Genomic DNA, 23778 nt, shown 5'->3' with positions numbered 1-23778 from the left:
AGGTCAATGGCCGTACAACAGAATAAACCAACTCGTTCAAAACGCGGTATGCGTCGTTCACATGATGCACTGACTGCTACCCTAGTTTCTGTAGATAAAACCTCCGGTGAAACTCACCTGCGTCACCATGTGACTGCAGATGGTTACTACCGTGGCCGTAAGGTTATCAACAAGTAATTGTTGATACTTTGGCTAGTCTAACCATCGCGTTAGATGCCATGGGCGGGGATATCGGTCCCCGCGTCACGGTGCCTGCTGCTTTGCAGGCACTGGCATCTAATCCAGCATTAAATTTACTGCTTGTCGGTCAACCCGAAGCCATTCATCCTTTGCTTGCACAACAAAGTGCGGAGCAACTTTCGCGTATCGAAATTATACCTGCCGAAGGCGTGATCGCTAATGATGCAAAACCATCTCATGCGATTAGGCAAAGTAAAGGGACGTCGATGCGGGTGGCATTGGAGTTAGTCAAGACAGGGCAGGCACAAGCTTGTGTGAGTGCTGGTAATACAGGCGCATTGATGGGTCTGGCAAAGTTGATGCTAAAATCAATTGAAGGTATTGAGCGTCCTGCGTTAATGACTATTCTTCCAAATCAGAAGAAAGGTCAGACTGTCGTTCTCGATTTAGGTGCTAACGTCAATTGCAGTAGTGAAATGCTTGTGCAGTTTGCTGTGATGGGGTCTGTGATGGCAGAGGAAGTTGCCAATATCAATCAGCCCAAAGTTGCTTTACTTAATATTGGTGAAGAAGAAAGTAAAGGGCTGGACAATATCCGCGAAGCCGCCGCAATCTTGAAAGAAACGGCGTCCATTAATTACATCGGTTATGTTGAAGGCAATGAATTGCTAACAGGAAAAACGGATGTATTAGTGTGTGACGGCTTCGCAGGTAATGTTTCACTAAAAACAATGGAAGGAGTTATTCGTGTCATCCTTTCATTATTGAAATCTGCCGGTGAAGAAAACAAAAAAAGCAGCTGGTTTATGCAGCTTGCGAAAAAATGGTTGAAGAAACGTCTAATGAAGCGTTTTGGGGATATGAACCCTGACCAGTATAACGGTGCGACTCTGTTAGGATTAAAAGGTATTGTCATCAAAAGTCATGGTGCAGCAAATGAACGTGCATTTAAAGCTGCGATTGACCGTGCTGTACAAGCTGTTGAGCGGCAAGTACCTGAAAGAATAACAGCTCGACTTAATATTGTTTTACCCAGGAGTGATCAATAACCTATGTACAGTAAAATATTAGGAACAGGCAGCTATTTGCCATCGCAAGTTCGTACCAATGCTGATCTGGAAAAAATGGTTGATACTTCTGATGAGTGGATTGTGACGCGTACAGGTATTCATGAGAGACGAATTTCAGCTGACGATGAAAACGTGTCTACGATGGGCTTTCAAGCAGCAAAAAATGCGCTAGAAATGGCACAAGTCGACAGCAGTGAAATTGGTCTCATTATTGTTGCTACAACGTCTGCAACCCATGCATTTCCAAGTGCTGCATGTCAAATCCAACAAATGTTGGGAATAAATGACTGCGCTGCATTTGATGTTGCTGCAGCTTGTGCCGGTTTCACCTACGCCATTAGTATTGCTGATCAGTTTGTTAAAACTGGGATGACAAAAAAAGCTCTGGTTATTGGTGCAGATGCATTATCTAAAACTATTGATCCGAATGACCGTGGCACGATTATTTTATTCGGAGATGCTGCGGGTGCCGCAGTTATTGGTGTATCAGAAGAGCCGGGTATTATTTCAACACACTTGCATGCGGATGGACGTTATGGCGAATTATTGTCATTACCAAATCGCAGCCGTTGTTCAGATGACCAAGCTTATCTGTCAATGACCGGAAATGAAGTCTTTAAAGTGGCAGTGCGTGAATTAGCGCATATTGTTGATGAAACTCTCGCACAAAGCGGCATTGCCAAAGAGGAACTCGATTGGCTAGTTCCTCATCAAGCTAATTTAAGAATTATTTCTGCGACAGCGAAAAAATTGGATATGACCATGGATAAAGTGGTTGTGACCTTAGATCGTCACGGAAATACTTCTGCAGCATCAGTCCCAACAGCATTGGATGAAGCGGTACGCGATGGGCGTATCCAACGTGGTCAATTGGTTCTATTAGAAGCATTTGGTGGCGGATTCACTTGGGGCTCTGCATTGGTTCGTTTTTAATTTACTGAGAAAACAAACATGACACAATTTGCGATGGTATTTCCCGGACAGGGTTCTCAGACTTTAGGAATGTTAGCCGCTTTAGCTGAACAAAATCAGCTGATTGAGCAAACATTTGCTGAAGCATCAGATGCATTGGGTTACGATCTTTGGGCATTAGTACAAAATGGACCAGAAGAAGAGCTAAACAAAACATGGCAGACTCAGCCTGCATTACTCGCAGCGTCTGTGGCTATCTTCCGTGTTTGGCAAGAAAAAAATGGCAAAATGCCGGCTATCATGGCGGGGCATAGTCTCGGAGAGTACTCAGCATTAGTTTGTGCGGGTGTTATCGATTTCAAGCAAGCCATTAAATTGGTAGAATTGCGTGGTAAGTTAATGCAAGAAGCCGTTCCTGCGGGCACAGGTGCAATGTATGCGATTATCGGTCTAGATAATGAATCTATCGAAAAAGCATGCCAAGAAGCCGCTCAAGGGCAAGTGGTATCTCCAGTGAATTTCAACTCGCCAGGTCAAGTGGTTATTGCTGGAGAAAAAGCCGCTGTTGAACGTGCGGGTGCAGCTTGTAAAGAAGCGGGTGCAAAACGTGCTTTGCCTTTATCTGTTAGCGTGCCTTCTCACTGTGCATTAATGAAGCCAGCTGCGGATAAATTAGCCGAAGCATTAGAAAAAATTGAATTTTGTGAGCCAGCATACCCAGTTATTAACAATGTTGATGTTAAAATTGAAAAATCGGCGCAAAATATTCGTGATGCTTTAGTGCGTCAACTGTATAATCCGGTACGCTGGACAGAAACAGTAGAATTGATGGCAAATCAAGGCATTGAGCAATTGGTTGAAATGGGTCCAGGTAAAGTCCTGACTGGTCTAACCAAGCGAATTGTCTCTAATTTAACTGCCGTTGCAGTCAATGATCCTGTATCATTAGACTCGGCTTTAGAAACTATCTGAGGACGACAATGAGCTTTGAAGGAAAAATTGCACTAGTAACTGGTGCTAGCCGCGGTATTGGTAAAGCGATCGCTTTAACTCTGACTGCGCGTGGTGCCACGGTTATTGGTACTGCAACAAGCGAAAAAGGCGCTGAAGCGATTACTGCCTATTTAGATGGCAAAGGTAAAGGCTTAGCGTTAAATGTGACAGATCCAGCATCAATTGAAGAAACATTGACCCAGATCCGTGCGGAATTTGGCGAAATTGATATTTTAGTCAATAATGCAGGTATCACACGCGATAACTTATTGATGCGCATGAAGGATAATGAGTGGCAAGATATTATTGACACGAATCTTTCATCCGTTTACCGTTTGTCTAAATCCGTTTTGCGTGCCATGATGAAAAAACGTTGTGGGCGTATTATTTCAATTGCATCTGTTGTGGGTGTGATGGGAAATGCGGGACAAACAAACTACGCGGCAGCGAAAGCAGGGTTAATTGGTTTTAGTAAATCATTAGCTCGTGAAGTCGCTTCTCGTGGTATCACTGTCAACGTTGTTGCTCCCGGTTTTATCGAAACCGATATGACCAAAGCATTGACAGAAGAACAACGTGCAGGCATTTTATCTCAGGTTCCTGCGGATAGACTGGGTGATGCACAAGAAATTGCCAGTGCTGTAGCATTTTTAGCTTCTGACGAAGCTGCTTACATCACAGGTGAAACATTACATGTCAATGGCGGCATGTACATGATCTAAAGAAATGAGGGAACCATTTACATTTTTTTGTGTTACATAACGCGAAAGAATGTGAAGTTATGGTTTCTACAGCCGGGATTGGGTTGTATCTTTTCCTGTATTTCATAAACTACGAAAACCATCGCGAAAGCGAGTTTTGATAGGAATTTTAATAGTATGAGCACTATCGAAGAACGCGTTAAGAAAATCATCGTTGAACAACTGGGTGTTAAAGAGGAAGAAGTTGTAAATACAGCTTCATTTGTTGATGACTTGGGCGCTGATTCTCTTGACACAGTAGAACTGGTTATGGCTCTGGAAGAAGAGTTCGATTGCGAAATCCCTGACGAAGAAGCTGAAAAGATCACAACTGTACAGGCTGCAATTGACTACGTCAAAGCATCCGAGTAATAGCTGTAAAACTTATCTAGGCGATCACTCGATCGCCTATGTTTCTTTTGTAACTAATTCCCTCCTTGGAGGACATACGTGTCTAAGCGTCGTGTAGTCGTAACCGGACTGGGCATGTTATCTCCTGTCGGCAATACAGTTGATTCATCATGGAAAGCTGTTTGTGGCGGACAGAGTGGTATCAGCCTAATCGATCATTTTGATACTACTAACCACGCAACTAAATTTGCTGGCTTAGTAAAAGATTTCAATTACGAAGATTTTGACATCTCTCGCAAAGATGCGAAGAAGATGGACCCATTTATTCAATATGGTATCGCAGCGGGCTATCAAGCTTTCAAAGATGCTGGATTGGAAGTAACAGAAGCCAATGCTACTCGTATCGGTTTAGCGATTGGTTCTGGTATTGGCGGGTTAGGGTTAATTCAGGATAACTGTGAATCTATGATGGCCGGTGGCCCTCGTAAAGTTAGCCCATTCTTCGTACCTTCGACAATCATCAACATGGCTGCTGGTCACTTAAGCATCATGTATGGCTTCCGTGGTCCGAGTATTTCCATCGCGACAGCGTGTACGTCAGGTGTTCATAACATTGGACATGCTGCCCGTATGATTGCCTATGGTGATGCGGATGTGATGTTAGCCGGTGGTACAGAAAAAGCAACGACACCATTAGGTGTTGCAGGCTTTGGTGCTGCCCGAGCATTATCTACCCGCAATGATGACCCACAAGCAGCAAGTCGTCCTTGGGATAAAGACCGTGACGGTTTTGTTCTTGGTGATGGTGCAGGTATCCTTGTTCTTGAAGAATATGAGCATGCAAAAGCACGTGGCGCGAAAATTTACGCAGAAATTGCTGGCTTTGGTATGAGCAGCGATGCTTATCATATGACATCACCACCAGAAAATGGTGCTGGTGCAGCGTTAGCGATGGAAAATGCGTTAAAAGATGCAGGCATTAAAGCCAGTGATATTGGTTATATAAATGCACACGGAACATCAACGCCAGCAGGCGACTTAGCTGAAACACAAGCCGTCAAGTCTGTATTTGGTGAAGATACAAAAGTCTTAGTTAGTTCAACAAAATCCATGACAGGTCACTTATTAGGTGCTGCGGGTGCCGTTGAGTCTATCTTTACGATCTTATCCCTGTGTGACCAAATCATTCCACCGACAATCAATTTGGACAATCCTGATGAAGGTTGTACTCTTGATTTTGTACCAGGTAAAGCGCGTAAAATTGAAAACATGGAGTACGCTCTGTGCAACTCGTTTGGCTTTGGTGGTACTAACGGTTCATTGATTTTCCGCCGCTATCACGCTGAATAATCAATCATTCGTTCTAATGCTAAGCCTCAGTGTCTTTGATACTGGGGCTTTATTTTTGCCTTCCTTTTGCAGAGCTCCTCGCTTTAGTTTATGATTAGAACACCTTGTTACTGTCTGATTTATCAGCATTTATCATAAGAAGCATCCATGTCTTATTGGGTTAATGGTGTTCCTCACCAACAAATCGATATTACAGATCGTGCCGTTTCCTTTGGGGATGGTTGTTTTACGACGATCCATGGAATCAATCAGCAAGCAAAGATGCTTGATAAACATATTCTTCGCTTACAGAGGGATAGCGTACGTCTCAAGCTCCCTGAAATTGATTGGCATCAACTGAGTGAACATATTATTCAAGTTTGTCGCCAACAAACAGACGATGAGTTTGTAATCAAAGTCATCGTCAGCCGAGGTGTGGGGGGACGGGGATATAGTTCTCAAGGTTTTCATCAGGCGACAGTTATGGTGATGGTTTCTCCATTTCCAAAACACTACGCTACGTTGCAATGTCAAGGTGCTAGTTTACTATTAAGCCAGACTCCCTTAAGTCGTAATCCATTATTAGCAGGTATGAAGCATCTCAATCGTTTAGAACAAGTTCTTATTCGACAAGAAGTGGATGAGGCTCAAATGGATGAGGCAGTAGTGTTAGATACTAATGGGGTGATAGTTGAATGTTGTAGCGCCAATATATTTTGGCGTATAGGAAATGAGGTATATACCCCGTTACTTAGTCAAGCTGGGGTAAATGGAATTATGAGACAAAAGATAATAGCCCAGCTAGCGAGTAGTCAGTACCATTTACGGGAAGTTGAGCGTTTTCCTGCAATATTGTACCAGTGTGATGAAGTGTTAATTTGCAATGCACTGATGCCGATATTACCCGTAAAAAGTATTCAGTTTGATCCTGAAAAAACAGTAAATTACCAGTCTAGAGAGCTGTTTGAATATCTACTACTACGTTGTCCACATTAGCCTCATTAAGGGGCTTGAAAGTTGGTGAAAAATCACCTTTAGGCTAAAATCGGTTTAGCGTAGTAATTATTTAATCCACATCGTTTTATGAACGAACAGTACGTTTAAGTGACCAATAAATGAAATTAACCAAAAAAATAGCGCTTATTGTTTTTGTTCTTGTGGTAATTGGTGCCATCGTTTTTTATATGCAATACCGTCAAGTTCTTGATTATGCAAAACATCCTACTAATTTAGTTCAGGATAAAATTTTTACAGTTCCTGCGGGTACGGGTAGAGTGGCGTTAGAAAACTTATTGGTTAAAGAGCAATTAATTGATGAAAATCATAATTTTCAATTACTTCTAAAGTTGCGTCCTGAATTAGCTCAATTTAAAGCGGGAACGTATCGCTTACAGCCGAATATGACGATTGAAGAGTTATTATTATTGATAGCGAGCGGCAAAGAAGCTCAATTTAGTATCCGCTTTATCGAGGGCAATAGACTCTCTGATTGGAGCAACATTTTACGTGACGCCCCTTATATGGAACATAAAACGCAGGATGCTACGCCAACCGAGCTATATACCATGCTGGATTTTAAAGAAGGGGATAATTTAGAAGGCTGGTTATATCCAGATACCTATTTGTATACAGCCGGAACCAGCGATGTAGAGATTTTAAAACGCGCCTATAAACGTATGAAAACCACTTTAGATGAAGAGTGGAAAGGTCGTGATAAAGATTTACCGTATAAAAATGCCTATGAAATGCTAATTATGGCATCAATTATTGAGAAAGAAACGGGCGTAGAAAACGAAAGGTCACAAGTTGCCTCTGTATTCGTGAATCGTTTAAAGAAAAATATGCGCTTACAAACTGACCCGACAGTCATCTATGGGTTAGGGGATAAGTATCGTGGTAAAATTTATCGTAGTGATTTGGATAACCATACCCCATACAATACATATAAAATTGATGGGTTACCGCCAACACCGATAGCCATGCCGGGATTAGCATCAATCAAAGCTGCCGCTCATCCTGCAAAAACAGATTACTTATATTTTGTCGCCGATGGTACTGGTGGACATACATTTAGTCGCAATCTTAATGACCACAATCGGGCTGTTAAGGTTTACCGACAAATTGAACAACAAAATTGATAAGCGAAATGAAAAACCAATTTATTGTCATTGAAGGGTTAGAAGGGGCAGGAAAGACAACAGCGATAAATACCGTTGTTGAAACACTGAAACTTGCGGGCATTAACGAGATGGTCTTTACTCGAGAGCCAGGCGGAACTCCGTTAGCAGAAAAGCTCCGTGAGCTGATTAAGCAAGGCATTGAAGGGGACAAAGTCACCGACAAAGCTGAGTTATTGATGCTGTATGCAGCACGAGTACAGCTCGTTGATACAGTGATCAAACCTGCTTTAGCCGCAGGGAAATGGGTGATTGGTGATAGACATGACTTGTCCTCTCAAGCCTATCAAGGTGGCGGCCGTGAAATAGATCGTCATTTAATGGCATCTTTACGAAATTTGGTATTGGGTGATTTTAAGCCATCACTAACATTATATCTGGATTTACCGCCAGAATTAGGCTTACAGCGTGCCCGTTCTCGTGGCGAATTAGACCGTATTGAGAAGGAATCGTTAGCATTCTTTGAGCGTACTCGTCATCGTTATCTGGAACTAGCTGCCGCTGACGATACTATTTTAACCATCGATGCTAGCCAAGATATCGAGCAAGTACAAACTGATATTCGCCGTACTTTGCTGGAATGGTTGGGGAAATAAGGCTACTAACATGAATTGGTACCCATGGCTGAATGATGCATATCGTCAATTAATTGGTGCATACCAAGCTGGACGCGGACACCATGCATTACTCATACACTCAATTGCGGGAAATGGAGCCGATGCACTCAGTTATGGTATGAGTCGTTGGCTAATTTGTCAGAATAAAGATGGGCTGAAAAGCTGCGGCGAGTGTCACAGCTGTCGTTTGATGCTTGCTGGAACGCATCCTGACTACCATGTATTAGATGTGGAAAAAGGTAAGTCAACAATCAGTATTGATGCGGTACGTAAGTTAACTGAAACCTTAAGTGGTCATGCTCAGCAAAATGGCGCTAAAGTCGTCGCTATACCTAATGGGCAAGCACTGACTGATGCGGCGGCGAATGCATTGTTAAAGACATTGGAAGAGCCATCAAAACAAACATATTTTTTACTGGGTTGTGAAAAGCCAGAGAATCTGTTGGCTACCTTAAGAAGTCGCTGTTTAACTTATTTCTTATCCGCACCAGCACCAGAAATCGCGTTATACTGGCTACAAAAACAGATGCCAGAAGTCAATGTTGATGATGCTGTGACAGCACTAAGGTTAAGCCAAGATGCGCCAATTGCGGCATTACAGCTTCTTGAACCGCAACATTGGCAAAAACGCACGTTATTGTGCAACGAATTGGAACAAAGTCTGCGCACCAAAGATTTTTTGCGCCTGTTACCCGCACTGAACACAGATAATGCGCCAGAATGCATTAGTTGGCTGTTAGGCTTGTTATCGGATAGCATCAAAATTCAGCAAAAAGCGAGTCAATTTTGTGTTAACCAAGACCAAATTGGGCGAGTCACTTTGTTAGCAACGACGATGAGCAGTTCTCAGTTACTTGATTTATATGGTAAGTGGCAAGATTGTCGTCATCAATTACTGACTGTACCCGCACTCAATCAGGAGCTGATCCTGAGTAATCAGTTATTACAGTGGGAAGCGCTATTCGCTTCGCCTTCAAGATAAAAAGAGTAAACTATGTTTGTTGTTGATTCACACTGCCATCTCGACTGTTTAGATTATGAAAAATTACACACTAGCGTCGATGATGTTATCGCTAAGGCATCTGCACGGGATGTTGGTTTTATGTTGGCTGTGGCAACCACATTGCCCGGTTTTGAAGCCATGAAACAACTTATTGGAAAACGGGACAATGTCGCGTTTTCTTGTGGTATTCATCCACTTAATCTGGATGAAGGTTACGATTTTGACAAACTTGCTCAGCTTGCAGCAGGAAACGAAGTTGTCGCTCTCGGTGAAACCGGTTTGGATTACTACTATCAGCAAGAAAATGCCTTATTGCAGCAAGAATCTTTTCGTCAACATATTCGCATTGGACGTCAAGTGAATAAGCCTGTGATTGTGCATACTCGCTCGGCTCGTGAAGATACGTTAGCGATTTTACGTGAAGAAAAAGTCAGTGAATGTGGCGGCGTTTTGCATTGTTTTACTGAAGATAAGCAGACTGCTACTGAGTTGCTAGACTTAGGAATGTATATCTCATTTTCCGGCATTGTGACGTTTCGAAATGCAGAACAGATCCGTGAAGCTGCTAAAATTGTTCCATTAGACCGGATTCTTGTCGAGACAGATTCACCTTATTTAGCTCCCGTTCCTCACCGTGGAAAAGAGAATCAACCTGCTTATGTTCGTGACGTTGTTGAGTATATGGCGGTTCTTAAAGGTATTAGTGTGGAACAGATGGCTGAAATAACCACGCAGAATTTTAACCAATTATTCCACCTGCATACAGGTCAATAAAATAAATAACTATTGAATTATTAAGGAATTTTTAATGGCAGAAGAAACTATTTTTAGCAAAATTATTCGACGTGAAATTCCTGCGGATATCGTTTATCAGGACGAACTCGTTACCGCTTTTCGTGATATAGCTCCTCAAGCACCGACACATATTTTGATTATCCCGAACAAACTCATTCCAACGGTGAATGATGTGACAGTTGAAGATGAACTTGTTTTGGGTCGATTGATTACCGCGGCAGCAAAAATTGCTAAGCAAGAAGGGATTGCTGAAGACGGTTACCGTTTGATCATGAATTGTAATGCGCATTCTGGACAAGAAGTATTTCACATCCATATGCATTTAGTCGGCGGGCATCATTTAGGTCCTTTACTGGCGAAATAATATAAAAATGAAGCGTGCTGAGGGAACTCTACAATATATTGCTACTCTGGGCTTACTAATGATACTGCTCAGTGGTTGTGCGTGGAATAAAAATACGGGGCTGGCTTTTAATGAAAAGCAGCGTATTGTCACGGAACCATCATTACTTGCAGCTGGTGTGATAGTCGAAAATCCAGTTATTAAAGTGGGTAATGTCACGGCAACTGCGACGATTAATATGAGCAATATTGATTCTAAACCTGTGACGGTGTTATACCGTATCTATTGGTATGATGAGCAAGGACTTAGGGTTGATTCATCAAAAAGTGAGCCACAGGTTATACCGGCAAATTCGTCGGTGATGGTGAAAGAAGTGAGTACATCACCTCAGGCTCGTAACGCACGTATTTATGTTTTCTTACCATCAAAGGCTGGAGAATTACAATGAAAAGGATCTTATTGGTCGCTGCGGCAGCATTCGTCTTAGCGGGCTGTCCTTCTGTTCCTCAGGGACCAACAACGAAACCACCTATTGTTCCGGTTCAACCAGATACCCAACATCCCGATGAACTACCGGTCGTGACACCGCCACCGACAGATACCGTTCCGATGCCACCAAAACAGCAAACGGTGGATTGGAGTAGCTCGTTACAACCATTAGTCAACCAGATGGTTGCAGATGATGGTGTTGTTAGCGGTAAAGTATTACTGGTGGATTCCGTCAAAAATAACACTAACGGAAATTTGCCAACCCAAGCGATAACTACAGAATTGACTAAGGTAGTGAGTAATACCAATAAATTTAAAGTGGTTTCGCCTAACGTGGTGAATGCTGCGCGAAGAACATTAGGCTTATCTCAAGATGATAGTCTGGTGACTCGTAGTAAAGCCATTGGCTTAGGTCGTTATGTTCAAGCCGAATATGTGATTTACAGTGTGATTTCCGGCTCAACTAAAGACCGTAGTATTGAAATGCAATTAATGGAAGTACAAAGCGGTGAAATTGTGTGGTCTGGAAAACACGGTATTGAACAGTAGTTCATCACTGCACTCGTTATTGCGTCAACACTTCCCAGATATTTCATCGAATACTTGGGAAGTGTCTTCACTGGAAGGATTATCTGGTGGAAGCTACTTAGTGAGAAGTTCACAGATAAATTATCCAATAAAATTGATTGCCCGTGCTGATGGGGTAACTCAGTCTGCTTTATATGTTAACCGCCGTAAAGAAGCTCGCATATTGAATCAACTGCATGATTTTACATATTCTCCTGGTGTTATTGGACTAAATCACCACTGGCTATTACTTGAATGGTGTGAGGGAGAACATCCTGATACCGAATCATTTCTCTCTCCTCGCTTACAGTGTCAGCTGGCTTATATTCTTGCTCAGTTACACAGTCATTCTTTACTGGGTTATCGGCTACCATTACGTAATGAGATCCTTCATTATGGTTATTTAATTGATAATAAAAGATTATCTCCGCGTTGGAAAAAACTACATCACTATTTCTCAACTGTACCATTACCGAGAATACTGAAATTAGCCCCAGCGCATATGGATATTCATCGCGGTAATATACTGTGCCAGCAAGGTCACATAGCGAAGCTACTTGATTGGGAATATGCGGCAAATACGGATATTGCGTTTTCACTAGAAACCTATTTTCAATTTAATAGTCTTACTGATGGACAAAAAGATTTTTTCCTGACGCAGTATTGCGATATTCATGGGGCATACAGGGATAAAATAAAGCTCGCTAATCACTGTAAACAATGGGAACCATGGGTAAAATATATGACATTAATGTGGTATGAAGTGCAATGGAAGCAGCGACAGGAACCACAGTTTTTAATCGACTCCTCACCATTACGGCACTATTTTAGTCTGTAGGCTGAGGTGAAAATATCATTTAGCAAAATCAAATTTATATATAGCTAATTAAGTGAGGCATGTAATGGGTCCGATAATGCTGGATGTCCAGGGCTATGAACTGGATAACGAAGAGCGCGAAATTTTGGCTCATCCACTCGTGGGCGGGTTAATTTTATTTACCCGTAACTTCCATGATGCGCAGCAGTTAAGGGAATTAGTGCGTCAAATTCGTGATGCATCGAGACATCGTTTATTAGTTGCAGTCGATCAGGAGGGTGGGCGCGTTCAACGTTTTCGTGATGGTTTTACGGCATTGCCGTCAGCACAAGCCTTTGCTGCTTTGAACAATCAAATGGATGGTGCAAAATTGGCCCAGGAAGCGGGTTGGTTAATGGCATCAGAAATGATTGCGATGGATATCGATATCAGCTTTGCACCCGTATTGGATTTGGGACATGAAAGTATCGCAATTGGTGAACGTTCATTCCATGCTGATCCTGAAATTGCCATGGTGATGGCAGAGCGCTTTATTCGCGGTATGCACAGCGCAGGGATGAAAACGACAGGTAAACATTTTCCGGGGCACGGTGCAGTAAAAGCCGATTCTCACAAGGAAACACCTCGCGACGACCGATCACTAGAACAAATTCGTGGCAAGGATATGTCTATTTTTAAAGACTTTATCCAACGTGAGTTATTGGACGCTATCATGCCAGCTCACGTCATTTATAGCCAAGCAGATGAGCGCCCAGCAAGCGGCTCGCCATTCTGGCTAAAATCTGTATTACGTGAGCAATTAGGCTTCAATGGTGTCATTTTCTCTGATGACTTGTCTATGGAAGGGGCTGCTATTATGGGCAGTTATCCAGAGCGCGCTAAAGCATCTCTAAATGCCGGTTGTGATATGATTTTGGTCTGTAATAATCGTGAAGGAGCTATCAGTGTTCTCGATAATCTACCGAAACAGAATGATAGCCGAGCTTCTCAGTTATACCATAGTGGACGTCAATACAGTCTGAAAGAGCTACAATCTGTTGATCGTTGGAAACAGAGTCACCAAGAATTAGTAAATTTGCATGAAAAATGGCAACAACAGCGTAACGGATAGTTAAAGTCAACGTTATAGATAGCCAGTAAGATATTATCCTTACTGGCTATTTTTTTACTAAAATTAAGATGAATAAGTTACGGGTAACGACTGAATGATTAAATAAATTTGGGCCCACAATTATTTTATCTATTAGATTAAAAAGACTTAATTTTTTCATTAAATAGTTGGTGATTTTATTATCCTAATGCTAAATGAAATACCTTTATCTAGGAATATTTCCTAGATTGTCTTTTTAGATGCAATATAAAATCATGTGCTAGAGCTAAAATTTATTAAAACATAGGTGATTAGACCAGTATTTAATTTAGGGATATCTATATGTAAATACATTTAAGTTAAAGAAATTAAATGACCTAATGGGTTAGCAATATTAATTCAATTGCTGATTTTATTTAACTTTAATCTTGTACTGATTAAGTTTTCTAGACTGAATAAAATAGCAAAATGGTAGTTAAAGTAGAGTCACTCCTTACTTTAATATAAAAGCCTTCATGGTGATTAATGTCACATTGAATGAATCGTAGTTTGCAATAGATATGGCTTGTTGTGACATTGATCGTATTAATTGACGTAAAATTACGTTAGCATGCGTTTTATCATCAAAAATAGTGAGTTACGCTCTATTGGAGTGCGGTTAAATATTGTTCAAATATAATTAACCCACTATCAAGATTTAATTTTCATTTAGTTTAGAGTGTTTATTTATTTTGATGTGCGAATTAAATAAGGTTTCGTGTTTTAGTGTGTTTTTTCAATGAGAAATAACGAATAGAGAGCGTTTTATTAAATAAGATAATAAATAAAAAATAGTATTTCTATTAAAGCTAAATTCAATTGTTCTTAAAAAGATCGCAAGGTGTTTTATCGCCCATTAAATACAGGGTATGGGTGTTTTTTATTCTAATAATCACAGTTAGGTTTAATTCAATGAAAGTAAAAAATATTGCTTTAATATTACTTCCGTCTTGCCTTTTCACTTTTGGTGCTCATGCAAACAATTGGGAAAATATTTTCAAAGAAAATTCATTCGTTGCTGACTCTGAGTTAGAGCTTTCTACTCGAAATATGTGGAAATACTTAAAGTCAGAGAATCGTTTCGATGCCAATGAACAACGTTATAGAAAACAAGTTGCACAAGCATGGGGTCAAAATATTCAGTTAGATTACCAATCTGGCTATTTTGCAGACTTTATTGGTTTTGATGCTTCCTATTATGGCGCAATTAAATTAGCGGCGAGTAAAGACTTTGCTTCCCGCGCAATCTTATATAACGATGATGGCGAAGCAAAAGGATATAACAAAATCGGGCAGCGCTATGCCAAATTTAAATTTGATTTTGAACCTGTGAATGTGAAGGGTAAAGCTGGCTGGTTTACCCTGAAAAATACGGGTATTTTTACCAACTCACAGCGTTTATCGTTGAACGCCTATAACGGTTATTACACGAATACCGCACTGAGTGATTGGAATTTAGATTTACTGTATCTCGACGGTAAAGTGATGCGTCGTGATAGCCCAAATATCGATAGAATGTATTTCCGTGATGGAAATGGAGTGACTCACGATATTAATCATGTTGTTACTGGAGGAATTAACTACGACACCAAACCGTTAAAAGTCGCCTATTTTATTGGTCAAGCAGATGATGTTTTCCGGCAACAAGGCTTAGAAGTTAAATATAAACTAAACTCAGATATTACATTATCCTCCCAAATTTATGGTCATGAATACGGTAGTGATGGTAAGCGTACTTCAAACAGCACTAAACGAGGTAAACAGAACTTTGATAAACGTGCATGGCACTATGCCGGTGAAGTGCAATGGAAAGTTCCTGAAACACCGTGGACGCTAACAACGGGCCTCACGCATACAACCGCACATAAAACGAATGGTGTTGGGCAATTTGCTCGTAACCCAATCGGCAATACGCGTGGACGCTTTAATTCCCCTGCTTATGCAGATATCGACTACGTTCGTGATGGTGAAACGATGTTGGAGCTAAAAGCAGAATACAAGGTAAATTCAGCGCTCTCAGTCGGTGCAAACAGCAATTACAGTGAATTCTCTTATTCTGGTGAAAGATTGAGACAGGGTCAGGTTGGCTTATTTAGCTACTGGAAACCGACCGAAAATTTATCTGTTTCATTAAGTGGCGGCATGGGGTGGCACCATCAGCAAGAGTCTGATAACTCAACACCAAAACTGTATGACGGTGAATCACGTCGCGCACACTCATTGTCTGGCTCTATGACGACAACTTACCGCTTTAAAATGTAATCAAGGGTAACGATAAATGAAACATAATATAAGTTTAATTACGCTGTTGGTTTCAGGGGCTTTATTAGCAGGTTGTACATCAAAGCAAAATGAAACAGTCAGTATTCAAGTTATCGGTATTAACGATTTCCATGGTGCATTACAAGCGCCAGGAGATGGTAAATTAGGTGGTATTGAGTCTATTGCTACACTGGTTAAGCAATTAAAATCTGAAAATAACAACACAATTGTCGTCGGTGCTGGCGATTTAGTGGGGGCTAGCCCGTTACTTTCCTCTATGTTTTATGACGAACCGACGATCGAAGCTCTCAGTGCTATTGGATTAGAAACCAGTGCTGTGGGTAACCATGAGTTTGATAAAGGTAAAACCGAGCTACTGAGAAAGCAAAATGGTGGTTGCCATCCAACGGCGGGATGTGTTGGTAAAGAATCATTCTCTGGCGCTGATTTTAACTACTTAGCAGCAAACGTGATTGTTGAAGAAACGGGTGAAACATTATTCCCGCCATATTATGTGAAGCAATTCGACGGTGTTCCAATCGCATTTATTGGGTTGACGCTTGAGGGAACTCCCGCGATTGTGACACCAAGTGGCACCGCAGGCTTAGCATTCAAAAATGAAGCTGAAACTATTAACCAGCAAGTTAAGCTATTAAAAGCACAAGGTATTCATAGTATTGGGGTTTTAATCCATGAAGGGGCAACCCAACAAGTCGACACGAAAGTTAAGGATATTAATCGTTGTGACAATATCCAAGGCCCGATTGTAGATATTGTAAAACAGTTAGATGCAGATGTTGATTTTGTGGTCAGTGGGCACACTCATCAAGCTTATAATTGCAGCATTAATGGTAAAACTGTGATTTCGGCTCAATCTAACGGGACATTACTTTCTCAATTAAATATCGAGGTCAATAAGAAGACTAAAGATATTGTGAGCATTAAAGCCAAGAATATCCCAGTTGAAACCAAGGTTTATGCGAAAGATCCTAAGCTGACAAGTTTTATTCAAAATTATGAACGCATTTCAAAACCTATCGCTGAGCAAGTTATGGGAACATTGAATGCACCTGCGGATAAAAAATTGAGTGATGCGGGTGATTCCGTATTAGGTAAAATTATTGCAGATGCTCAACTATATGTCGCGTCAAGTAAAGAGGCGGGTGGCGCGCAAATCGCGTTTATGAACAGTGGTGGGATCCGCGCTGATTTAAAAGCGGGTGAGCTAACTTATGGTGATATTTTTACGGTTCAACCATTTTCCAACGTTGTTGTTACGCAAACTTTGACGGGCGCACAAATTAAGCAGGCATTAGAACAACAGTGGGACAGAGCGCGTCCTCAAATTATGCCCGTATCCAAAGGCTTTTATTATGAGTGGGATGATAGCCGTACAGTAGGTGACAAAGTTATACCTGGTTCTATGAAATTTAATGGTCAGCCGGTAGATATGAATAAAGCTTACCGCGTCGCGGCAAATGAGTTTCTTGCGACAGGGGGCAGTCGTTTTTCTGCCTTTAAACAAGGAAAAGATCGTGTCTATAGCTTACCTGATAATGAAGCATTGATGGCTTACTTTAAAGATAACTCTCCCGTTAAATTACCGACGGATATACGTATCAAGAAAGTGAATTAACTGCTTTAAAATATTGCTCGGTTTCAAGCCTGAAAATAGTTATATTTTCAGGCTTTTTTGTTTTTAAGCCAAATAAGGCTGACTCGATTCTTTTTTTTCAAAAAATGATTTGACGATTGTGATCGTTGTCATAATAATCAACTAAATTGACTTGCATCAATATTTGGTATGACCAAATGACCATGCATGATATTCTTCTGCCAGTTTTAATATAAATGATTGGTAATCAGTGTTATTTAAGTTTTTTGTTATTAGAAATCTTAAATAACATTAATATATTTTGACTCGAGGGGCTTATGACCTTAACTCAACCTAAAATCGTTGTTGTTGGTGGTGGTGCTGGCGGTTTAGAACTGGCAACGCGCTTAGGGCGCAAGCTGGGACGTAAAAAACGTGCTGAAATCACCCTTATTGACCGCAATCCAAGCCATCTGTGGAAACCCTTACTCCACGAAGTTGCCACCGGATCACTGGATGATGGTGTCGATGCAATAAGTTATTTGGCACATGCTCGCCATAACGCATTTAATTTTCAGTTAGGTTCTCTAACTAATATAGACCGAGAAAATAAAAAAGTTATTTTGGGGGAGTTGCGCGATAAAAATGGCGAACTGCTAGTGCCTCTGCGTGAGATTGATTACGACATTTTAGTGATGGCATTGGGAAGTACGTCAAATGATTTTGGTACCCCAGGTGTTAAAGAACATTGCATCTTTTTAGATAGCCCAACACAAGCACACCGTTTTCATGATGAAATGTTGAATCTATTCCTGCGTTATTCTGTGCGTGATAACGCGGAAGAGAAGGTTAACATTGCTATTGTGGGCGGCGGTGCAACGGGGGTTGAATTATCTGCTGAGCTTTATAATGCGGTTGAACAGCTGACAAGTTATGGATTTAAAGGCTTAGATACAGACGCACTTAACGTGACATTAGTGGAAGCCGGGGAGCGTATTCTACCTGCATTACCGCCACGAATTTCAGGTGCTGCACACCAAGAACTGAATAAGTTAGGTGTTAAAGTATTAACGAAAACTATGGTCACGAGTGCCGATGCTGATGGATTAAATACCAAGGACGATGGCAAAATCTATGCGGATCTAATGGTATGGGCGGCCGGTATTAAAGCACCTGATTTTATGAAAGATATTGCTGGGCTAGAGACTAACCGTATCAACCAACTAGTCGTTAAGCCGACACTACAAACGAGCCTTGATGACACGATTTTTGCAATTGGTGACTGTGCCTCTTGTGCAAAACCAGAAGGGGGTTTTGTGCCACCAAGAGCGCAATCCGCTCATCAAATGGCGAGTTTATGTTATGACAATATCATTGCATTAATGAAAGATAAGCCGCTTAAAAATTATATTTATAAAGATCACGGTTCATTAGTTTCTCTTTCTCGTTTTAGTACTGTCGGTAGCTTAATGGGGAACTTAGTACGTGGAAATATGATGGTGGAAGGACGTATTGCTCGTTTTGTCTATATTTCACTCTACCGAATGCATCAGATAGCTCTACATGGCTATGTGAAAACAGGGCTGATGATGTTGGTTGGAAGTATTAACCGTATTATTCGTCCGAAACTTAAGCTACATTAATCCACAACGATTATTGTTCATCGTTATCGATGATAAATAAACCCTCTATTATTTATTCGATAATAGAGGGTTATTCATATTATTGGCCCAATTAATAACAATGAATTAAATAGATTAGTGACATTGATTAATTAAATAGAGGTGATAAAACAGTCTAATTGTCGCCATTGATTTTGGTTAAGTATGTTTTAATATTTAAAATTACCTATAAATAATCATTTCTAATACATAGATATACTCACTAGTGAGTATGGTTAGTGTTTTGTGTTATATAACCTGATGTAAAATATATATTTTTTATAATAGATTAAAAAATAAATAGTTATTATTTACGGTATTAAATATGAAGCGATGTAAGAGTTTAAAAATATATTTACCGAGGACTAAGAAAAGTCTAAAAAAAAACTATTTTCAATAGGTAAATATCGTAGAACCTTAGCGATAGGTTACAATGATTTTATTCGTTCATTTAAATGTTAAGGGCAAGCTATGAAGCTAAAAATAAAGTTGTTATTAGCCACATTTCTTATTGTTTGCCTGACTACGCTTATTTATTTTTCTTTTTTTTATCACGCCAATGACCCCAAACTTGCCACTGTATTATCGACAGAGCCGATAAAATCTAGCCGCCTTATTGAGCATGAAAATTGCTCAGTGACAGGGATCCTAGGTTCGTTTAGTCAAGAATCTTTATCTCGTTATCATCCAGCGCAACGAGAATGTAGAACCATTTTAATTATCCAGTCTTTACAGAGTAAAACATTACCTTTAAGGATGGAAAACCAGCAAAAAACCTGCGTAATAACAAATAGTATTGAGCAAGTTATTGTGAGTTATGACGTGGTTTATCAAATAGGGAATTCAGTCGGTAAAGTGAGAATGCCATACAAACCAAATATGTTTATTCCATTAAATGAGGATGGGCGTTTAGATTTAAGTATGGCGAGTCGAGCTGTGTGTGAAAGTGTTCGTAGTGGAAGCAAAGATTTAATGCCATTTTACTGCTTACATCCAGATGAATTACCTTTATCGACCCAGCAGAATGATGTTCTTGAAGTACAAAAAAGCCAAAATACTTTTGGGATTTTTCAGTAATTCTAGAATAGAAAAGGCTATCAATTTAATGTGATAGCCTTTTTCGCACCGGCTTAGATATTTATGATGGTAATTGATGCTCTTCGAAATCAGAGATTAGCTGCTTAATAAATTCTAAGCGCCCAGCTCTATCTGCCAGATCATGGAAAAATTTCAGTCTAACGGGGCCGTCTAGCCGGAAGGTTTTTGGCTGATTTTGCAGTAAGCTAATCAAGAAACTTGGGTCGACCTTATTTTTCTCACCAAATTCGACAAACCCGCCTTTTTCATGAGCTTCGATACGTTTGACTCCCAGTTTTTGGGCTTGTAATCGGATCCCCGCAGTGGCTAATAAAAATTTACCAGCATCAGGTAACATGCCAAAGCGGTCAATCAACTCAATGCGAAGTTCATCCAGTTCCTGTTGGTCTTTAGCGCTAGCAATACGCTTATAGAAAGAAAGTCGAATATTAACATCATGAATATAGTCATCCGGTAAAAGTACCGGCATACGTAATTCAATTTCAGTTTGCTGGCTGGTGAGATCTTCAAGAGAAGGCTCTCGACCTTCTTTCAAGGCATCAACCGCACTTTCGAGCAGTTCCATATATAGCGTAAAACCAATCGTGGTCATTTGACCGCTTTGGTCATCACCGAGTAGCTCGCCAGCCCCGCGGATCTCAAGATCATGGGTCGCAAGAGCAAAGCCAGCGCCTAAATCCTCAAGGGATGAAATAGCTTCCAATCGTTTTTGAGCGTCCGTCGTCATGGCTTTTGGATGTGGAGTTAACAAATACGCATAAGCTTGATGATGAGAACGACCTACGCGTCCACGCAGTTGGTGTAACTGGGCTAAACCAAAATGATCAGCACGTTCAATAATGATGGTATTGGCCGTTGGAATATCGATACCGGTTTCAATAATTGTGGTGCAAATTAATACATTAAAACGCTGATGGTGAAAATCGGTCATAACGCGTTCTAATTCTCGTTCACGCATCTGACCGTGACCAACCACAAAGCGCGCTTCAGGAACCAAGGCTTCAAGTCGAGCTTTGGCTTTTTCAATATTTTCGACGTCGTTATATAGATAATAAACCTGACCACCGCGTAAAGTTTCCCGCAGGATTGCTTCGCGAACGATCAAATCATCATATTGGCGAACAAAGGTTTTTACGGCTAATCGGCGAGCGGGTGGAGTTGCTATAATCGAGAGATCGCGCATTCCACTCATGGCCATATTTAAGGTTCGAGGGATAGGCGTTGCGGTCAATGTTAAAATATCCACATCGGCGCGCATGGCTTTAATGCGCTCTTTATGGCGCACACCAAATCGATGCTCTTCATCAACGACCAGTAGCCCAAGGTCTTTCCAGTGGATATCATTTTGCAATAATTTATGGGTACCAATCAGAATATCCACTTTACCTTCTGCGGTATCACTAATAATTTGCTGCTGCTCTTTCGCGGTTCTAAAGCGGGATAACATTTCAATTCGTACGGGCCAATTTGCAAATCGGTCACGGAAATTATCAAAATGTTGCTGAGCTAATAGGGTCGTTGGCACCAGTACGGCGACTTGCTTATTATTACTGATGGCTAAAAATGCTGCGCGCATGGCGACTTCTGTTTTACCAAAGCCCACATCACCACACACTAAACGATCCATCGCAATAGGTTGGCACATGTCACTCAAGACGGCATTGATTGCCATCTCTTGGTCAGCAGTGGTTTCAAACGGGAACCCGTGGCAAAATTCTTGATATTGCTGCTTATCGTGTTTAAATGCAAAGCCTGCTTTGGCAGCGCGCTGAGCGTAAATATCCAATAGTTCAGCAGCCACATCACGGACTCGCTCCGCCGCTTTTTGGCGAGCGCGTCCCCAGCTATCGCTACCCAATTTATGCAAGGGTGCATTCTCATCAGCGCCACCTGCGTAACGGCTGATCAAATGTAATGAAGAGACAGGCACATACAGCTTGTCATTCCCAGCATAGGTAAGGATTAAATATTCGGCTTGGATACCGCCAGCCTCTAGAGTTGTTAAACCCTGATAGCGGCCGACACCATGCTCAATATGCACCACGGGTTGGCCAGGGCGTAACTCTGCAAGGTTGCGGATCAGAGTATCGGTGTTAATTGTTCGACGGGTGTCACTACGGCGACGGGCAACACGTTCACCCAGCAAATCACTTTCACAAATAAGGGCGCGACGGCTTTCAGTTTGAATAAATCCATGCTCAGCAGCCCCGATGGTAATGGCAAAGCGGCTTTCTGTCGGAGATGTGTAATGGGGAATAATCTCTGGACGAATTTTTAAGCGCGCTAGCAGCTCGCTAACCGTTTCTCGGCGACCTTCACTTTCTACAGAAAAAACAATCGTACCATCGAACTGTTCCGTAAACTGGCGTAATTTTTCTAGCGGTGTTTTACTCTGACCTTGGGTACTAATGTCCGGTAGTGGTTGGTAATCTAAATTGGTATTTGCCGCTTTCTTCGGTAATGAATCAATGGAAAGTTGAATCCGTGGCCAGTTTTTTAAATGTTGATTCAGTTGTTCGACGGTTAACCACAGTTCTTCAGGAGGAAGTAGCGGGCGCATTGGGTCAACACCACGGCTCTCATAGCGTTGTTTGGCATCTTGCTGAAAACGCTCGGCAGGTTCTTGTAGGTTTTGTGAAACAAACAAGGTATTTGCAGGTAAATAGTCAAACAAAGAAGGCAGTGGCTCAGCAAAAAATAGTGGCTGCCAATACTCAATACCACTGGGTAAAGTCTGTTTACTCACTTGCTGATAAATATGCTCAGGATCACGGCGTACTTCAAAACGTTCCCGCCATTGACTGCGAAAACGCTCAATCGCGTCTTTATCTGTTGGGAATTCGTGAGCCGGCAGTAAATTAATGTCAGGAACTTCTTCTAAGGTTCGTTGGGTATCTACATCAAAGGTACGTAAACTATCGATTTCGTCGTCAAAAAAATCAATGCGGAACGGTAAGTCACTGCCCATGGGAAAGAGGTCGAGGAGTGCACCACGAATAGCATATTCACCATGTTCAAGAACCTGTTCAACATGACGATAGCCCGCCTTATCCAGTTCTTCTCGTAAATTGTCTCGGGACAGTTTATCCCCTTTCGCCATCACCAATGCATGCCCAGTAAGAAAATCGGGTGGACACACTTTTTGCATCAGCGTATTAACAGGGAGGATCAGCGCCCCTTTTTGCATAGTAGGCAAACGATACAACGTCGATAAGCGATGAGAAATAATTTCTTGATGTGGTGAAAAATTATCGTAGGGGAGAGTTTCCCAATCTGATAAGGCTTCAATAGGATATTGAGTGAACTGGTGGAGTTCATCACGAACGCGTAGTGCATTTTGCATATCGCGAGTAACAATAACAACCGGTCCTTGGTGGCGTTCAATCATTTCCGCACATTCGAGGGGACCTGCGGCACCAACTAAACAACCTAAATGGCGGATATCACCAGCACGGCTTGGGAGTTCATAACGAAATTTTGACGACATAGAAATATTCAGCTTCTCATATCTAACTAGCTAATTAATGATTAGTTAGGCAATTAAAAATCAAGTAAACAACCCACAGAATTCATTGAATAGTCTGAAAGTGATCTAAACAAATTGTATCAGTAATAAAAAAAACCACAAAAGCGTGGTTGGGTGGTTCCATT

The 23778-nt window shown here is 41.3% G+C and carries 22 protein-coding genes; 21 read left to right on the top strand and 1 reads right to left on the bottom strand.

The window, feature by feature from the left end; genetic code table 11:
* Positions 1-6: 6 nt before the first annotated feature.
* The 21 genes from rpmF (at position 7) to umoD (ending at position 20106) form a co-directional block, all read left to right on the top strand.
* Positions 7-177 carry a 50S ribosomal protein L32 gene (rpmF, locus tag PROVRUST_RS13560; protein WP_004253223.1) on the top strand — a complete coding sequence of 57 codons (171 nt, stop codon included), beginning with the start codon at positions 7-9 and terminating at the stop codon, positions 175-177.
* Positions 178-188: 11 nt separating this feature from the next.
* Positions 189-1229 carry a phosphate acyltransferase PlsX gene (plsX, locus tag PROVRUST_RS13555; RefSeq protein WP_071599556.1) on the top strand — a complete coding sequence of 347 codons (1041 nt, stop codon included), beginning with the start codon at positions 189-191 and terminating at the stop codon, positions 1227-1229.
* Between the two features lie 3 nt (positions 1230-1232).
* The gene (locus tag PROVRUST_RS13550) at positions 1233-2183 is read left to right on the top strand and encodes a beta-ketoacyl-ACP synthase III (RefSeq protein WP_006815426.1); all 951 of its coding nucleotides are present in this window, start codon (positions 1233-1235) and stop codon (positions 2181-2183) included.
* Positions 2184-2201: 18 nt separating this feature from the next.
* Entirely contained in the window at positions 2202-3134 is a 933-nt protein-coding gene (gene fabD / locus PROVRUST_RS13545; RefSeq protein ID WP_006815425.1) for an ACP S-malonyltransferase, read from the top strand.
* An 8-nt stretch (positions 3135-3142) separates the two neighbouring features.
* Positions 3143-3877, top strand: coding sequence for a 3-oxoacyl-ACP reductase FabG (gene fabG, locus PROVRUST_RS13540; RefSeq protein ID WP_006815424.1), 735 nt, complete (start codon positions 3143-3145; stop codon positions 3875-3877).
* A gap of 156 nt (positions 3878-4033) precedes the next feature.
* Entirely contained in the window at positions 4034-4267 is a 234-nt protein-coding gene (gene acpP / locus PROVRUST_RS13535) for an acyl carrier protein (RefSeq protein ID WP_006660807.1), read from the top strand.
* Between the two features lie 78 nt (positions 4268-4345).
* Positions 4346-5596, top strand: coding sequence for a beta-ketoacyl-ACP synthase II (fabF, locus tag PROVRUST_RS13530; protein WP_039855293.1), 1251 nt, complete (start codon positions 4346-4348; stop codon positions 5594-5596).
* Between the two features lie 147 nt (positions 5597-5743).
* A complete protein-coding gene (pabC, locus tag PROVRUST_RS13525) occupies positions 5744-6571 on the top strand; it encodes an aminodeoxychorismate lyase (RefSeq protein WP_006815422.1) in 828 nt (275 codons plus the stop codon).
* Positions 6572-6690: 119 nt separating this feature from the next.
* A complete protein-coding gene (mltG, locus tag PROVRUST_RS13520; RefSeq protein ID WP_006815421.1) occupies positions 6691-7713 on the top strand; it encodes an endolytic transglycosylase MltG in 1023 nt (340 codons plus the stop codon).
* A gap of 8 nt (positions 7714-7721) precedes the next feature.
* Positions 7722-8348 carry a dTMP kinase gene (gene tmk, locus PROVRUST_RS13515; RefSeq protein ID WP_006815420.1) on the top strand — a complete coding sequence of 209 codons (627 nt, stop codon included), beginning with the start codon at positions 7722-7724 and terminating at the stop codon, positions 8346-8348.
* A gap of 10 nt (positions 8349-8358) precedes the next feature.
* Positions 8359-9351 carry a DNA polymerase III subunit delta' gene (gene holB / locus PROVRUST_RS13510; protein WP_006815419.1) on the top strand — a complete coding sequence of 331 codons (993 nt, stop codon included), beginning with the start codon at positions 8359-8361 and terminating at the stop codon, positions 9349-9351.
* 12 nt (positions 9352-9363) lie between these two features.
* Positions 9364-10146, top strand: coding sequence for a metal-dependent hydrolase (locus PROVRUST_RS13505; protein WP_006815418.1), 783 nt, complete (start codon positions 9364-9366; stop codon positions 10144-10146).
* A gap of 34 nt (positions 10147-10180) precedes the next feature.
* Positions 10181-10531 carry a purine nucleoside phosphoramidase gene (gene hinT / locus PROVRUST_RS13500; protein WP_006815417.1) on the top strand — a complete coding sequence of 117 codons (351 nt, stop codon included), beginning with the start codon at positions 10181-10183 and terminating at the stop codon, positions 10529-10531.
* Positions 10532-10589: 58 nt separating this feature from the next.
* The gene (locus tag PROVRUST_RS13495; RefSeq protein ID WP_230083600.1) at positions 10590-10958 is read left to right on the top strand and encodes a YcfL family putative periplasmic lipoprotein; all 369 of its coding nucleotides are present in this window, start codon (positions 10590-10592) and stop codon (positions 10956-10958) included.
* Positions 10955-11548, top strand: a complete 594-nt coding sequence (gene lpoB / locus PROVRUST_RS13490; protein WP_006815415.1) for a penicillin-binding protein activator LpoB — start codon at positions 10955-10957, stop codon at positions 11546-11548. The genes PROVRUST_RS13495 and lpoB overlap by 4 nt, the downstream gene beginning before the upstream one ends.
* Positions 11538-12404 carry a phosphotransferase gene (locus PROVRUST_RS13485; protein ID WP_039855290.1) on the top strand — a complete coding sequence of 289 codons (867 nt, stop codon included), beginning with the start codon at positions 11538-11540 and terminating at the stop codon, positions 12402-12404. Before lpoB ends, PROVRUST_RS13485 begins: the two co-directional genes overlap by 11 nt.
* A gap of 64 nt (positions 12405-12468) precedes the next feature.
* Positions 12469-13494, top strand: a complete 1026-nt coding sequence (nagZ, locus tag PROVRUST_RS13480; RefSeq protein ID WP_006815412.1) for a beta-N-acetylhexosaminidase — start codon at positions 12469-12471, stop codon at positions 13492-13494.
* A 930-nt stretch (positions 13495-14424) separates the two neighbouring features.
* Positions 14425-15774, top strand: coding sequence for an OprD family outer membrane porin (locus PROVRUST_RS13475; protein WP_006815411.1), 1350 nt, complete (start codon positions 14425-14427; stop codon positions 15772-15774).
* 16 nt (positions 15775-15790) lie between these two features.
* Positions 15791-17410, top strand: a complete 1620-nt coding sequence (locus PROVRUST_RS13470; protein WP_006815410.1) for a bifunctional metallophosphatase/5'-nucleotidase — start codon at positions 15791-15793, stop codon at positions 17408-17410.
* A gap of 296 nt (positions 17411-17706) precedes the next feature.
* The gene (locus PROVRUST_RS13465; RefSeq protein WP_006815409.1) at positions 17707-19011 is read left to right on the top strand and encodes an NAD(P)/FAD-dependent oxidoreductase; all 1305 of its coding nucleotides are present in this window, start codon (positions 17707-17709) and stop codon (positions 19009-19011) included.
* Between the two features lie 489 nt (positions 19012-19500).
* Positions 19501-20106: a UmoD family flagellar biogenesis regulator gene (umoD, locus tag PROVRUST_RS13460; RefSeq protein ID WP_006815408.1), complete on the top strand. Its 606-nt coding sequence runs from the start codon at positions 19501-19503 to the stop codon at positions 20104-20106.
* Between the two features lie 61 nt (positions 20107-20167).
* Here umoD and mfd read toward each other — a convergent pair whose 3' ends face one another.
* The gene (gene mfd, locus PROVRUST_RS13455; RefSeq protein ID WP_006815407.1) at positions 20168-23614 is read right to left on the bottom strand and encodes a transcription-repair coupling factor; all 3447 of its coding nucleotides are present in this window, start codon (positions 23612-23614) and stop codon (positions 20168-20170) included.
* Between the last annotated feature and the right edge of the window lie 164 nt (positions 23615-23778).

The organism is Providencia rustigianii DSM 4541 (assembly GCF_000156395.1).
GTDB classification, from domain to species: Bacteria; Pseudomonadota; Gammaproteobacteria; order Enterobacterales; family Enterobacteriaceae; genus Providencia; species Providencia rustigianii.
This window is presented reverse-complemented; position numbering and strand designations above follow the sequence as displayed.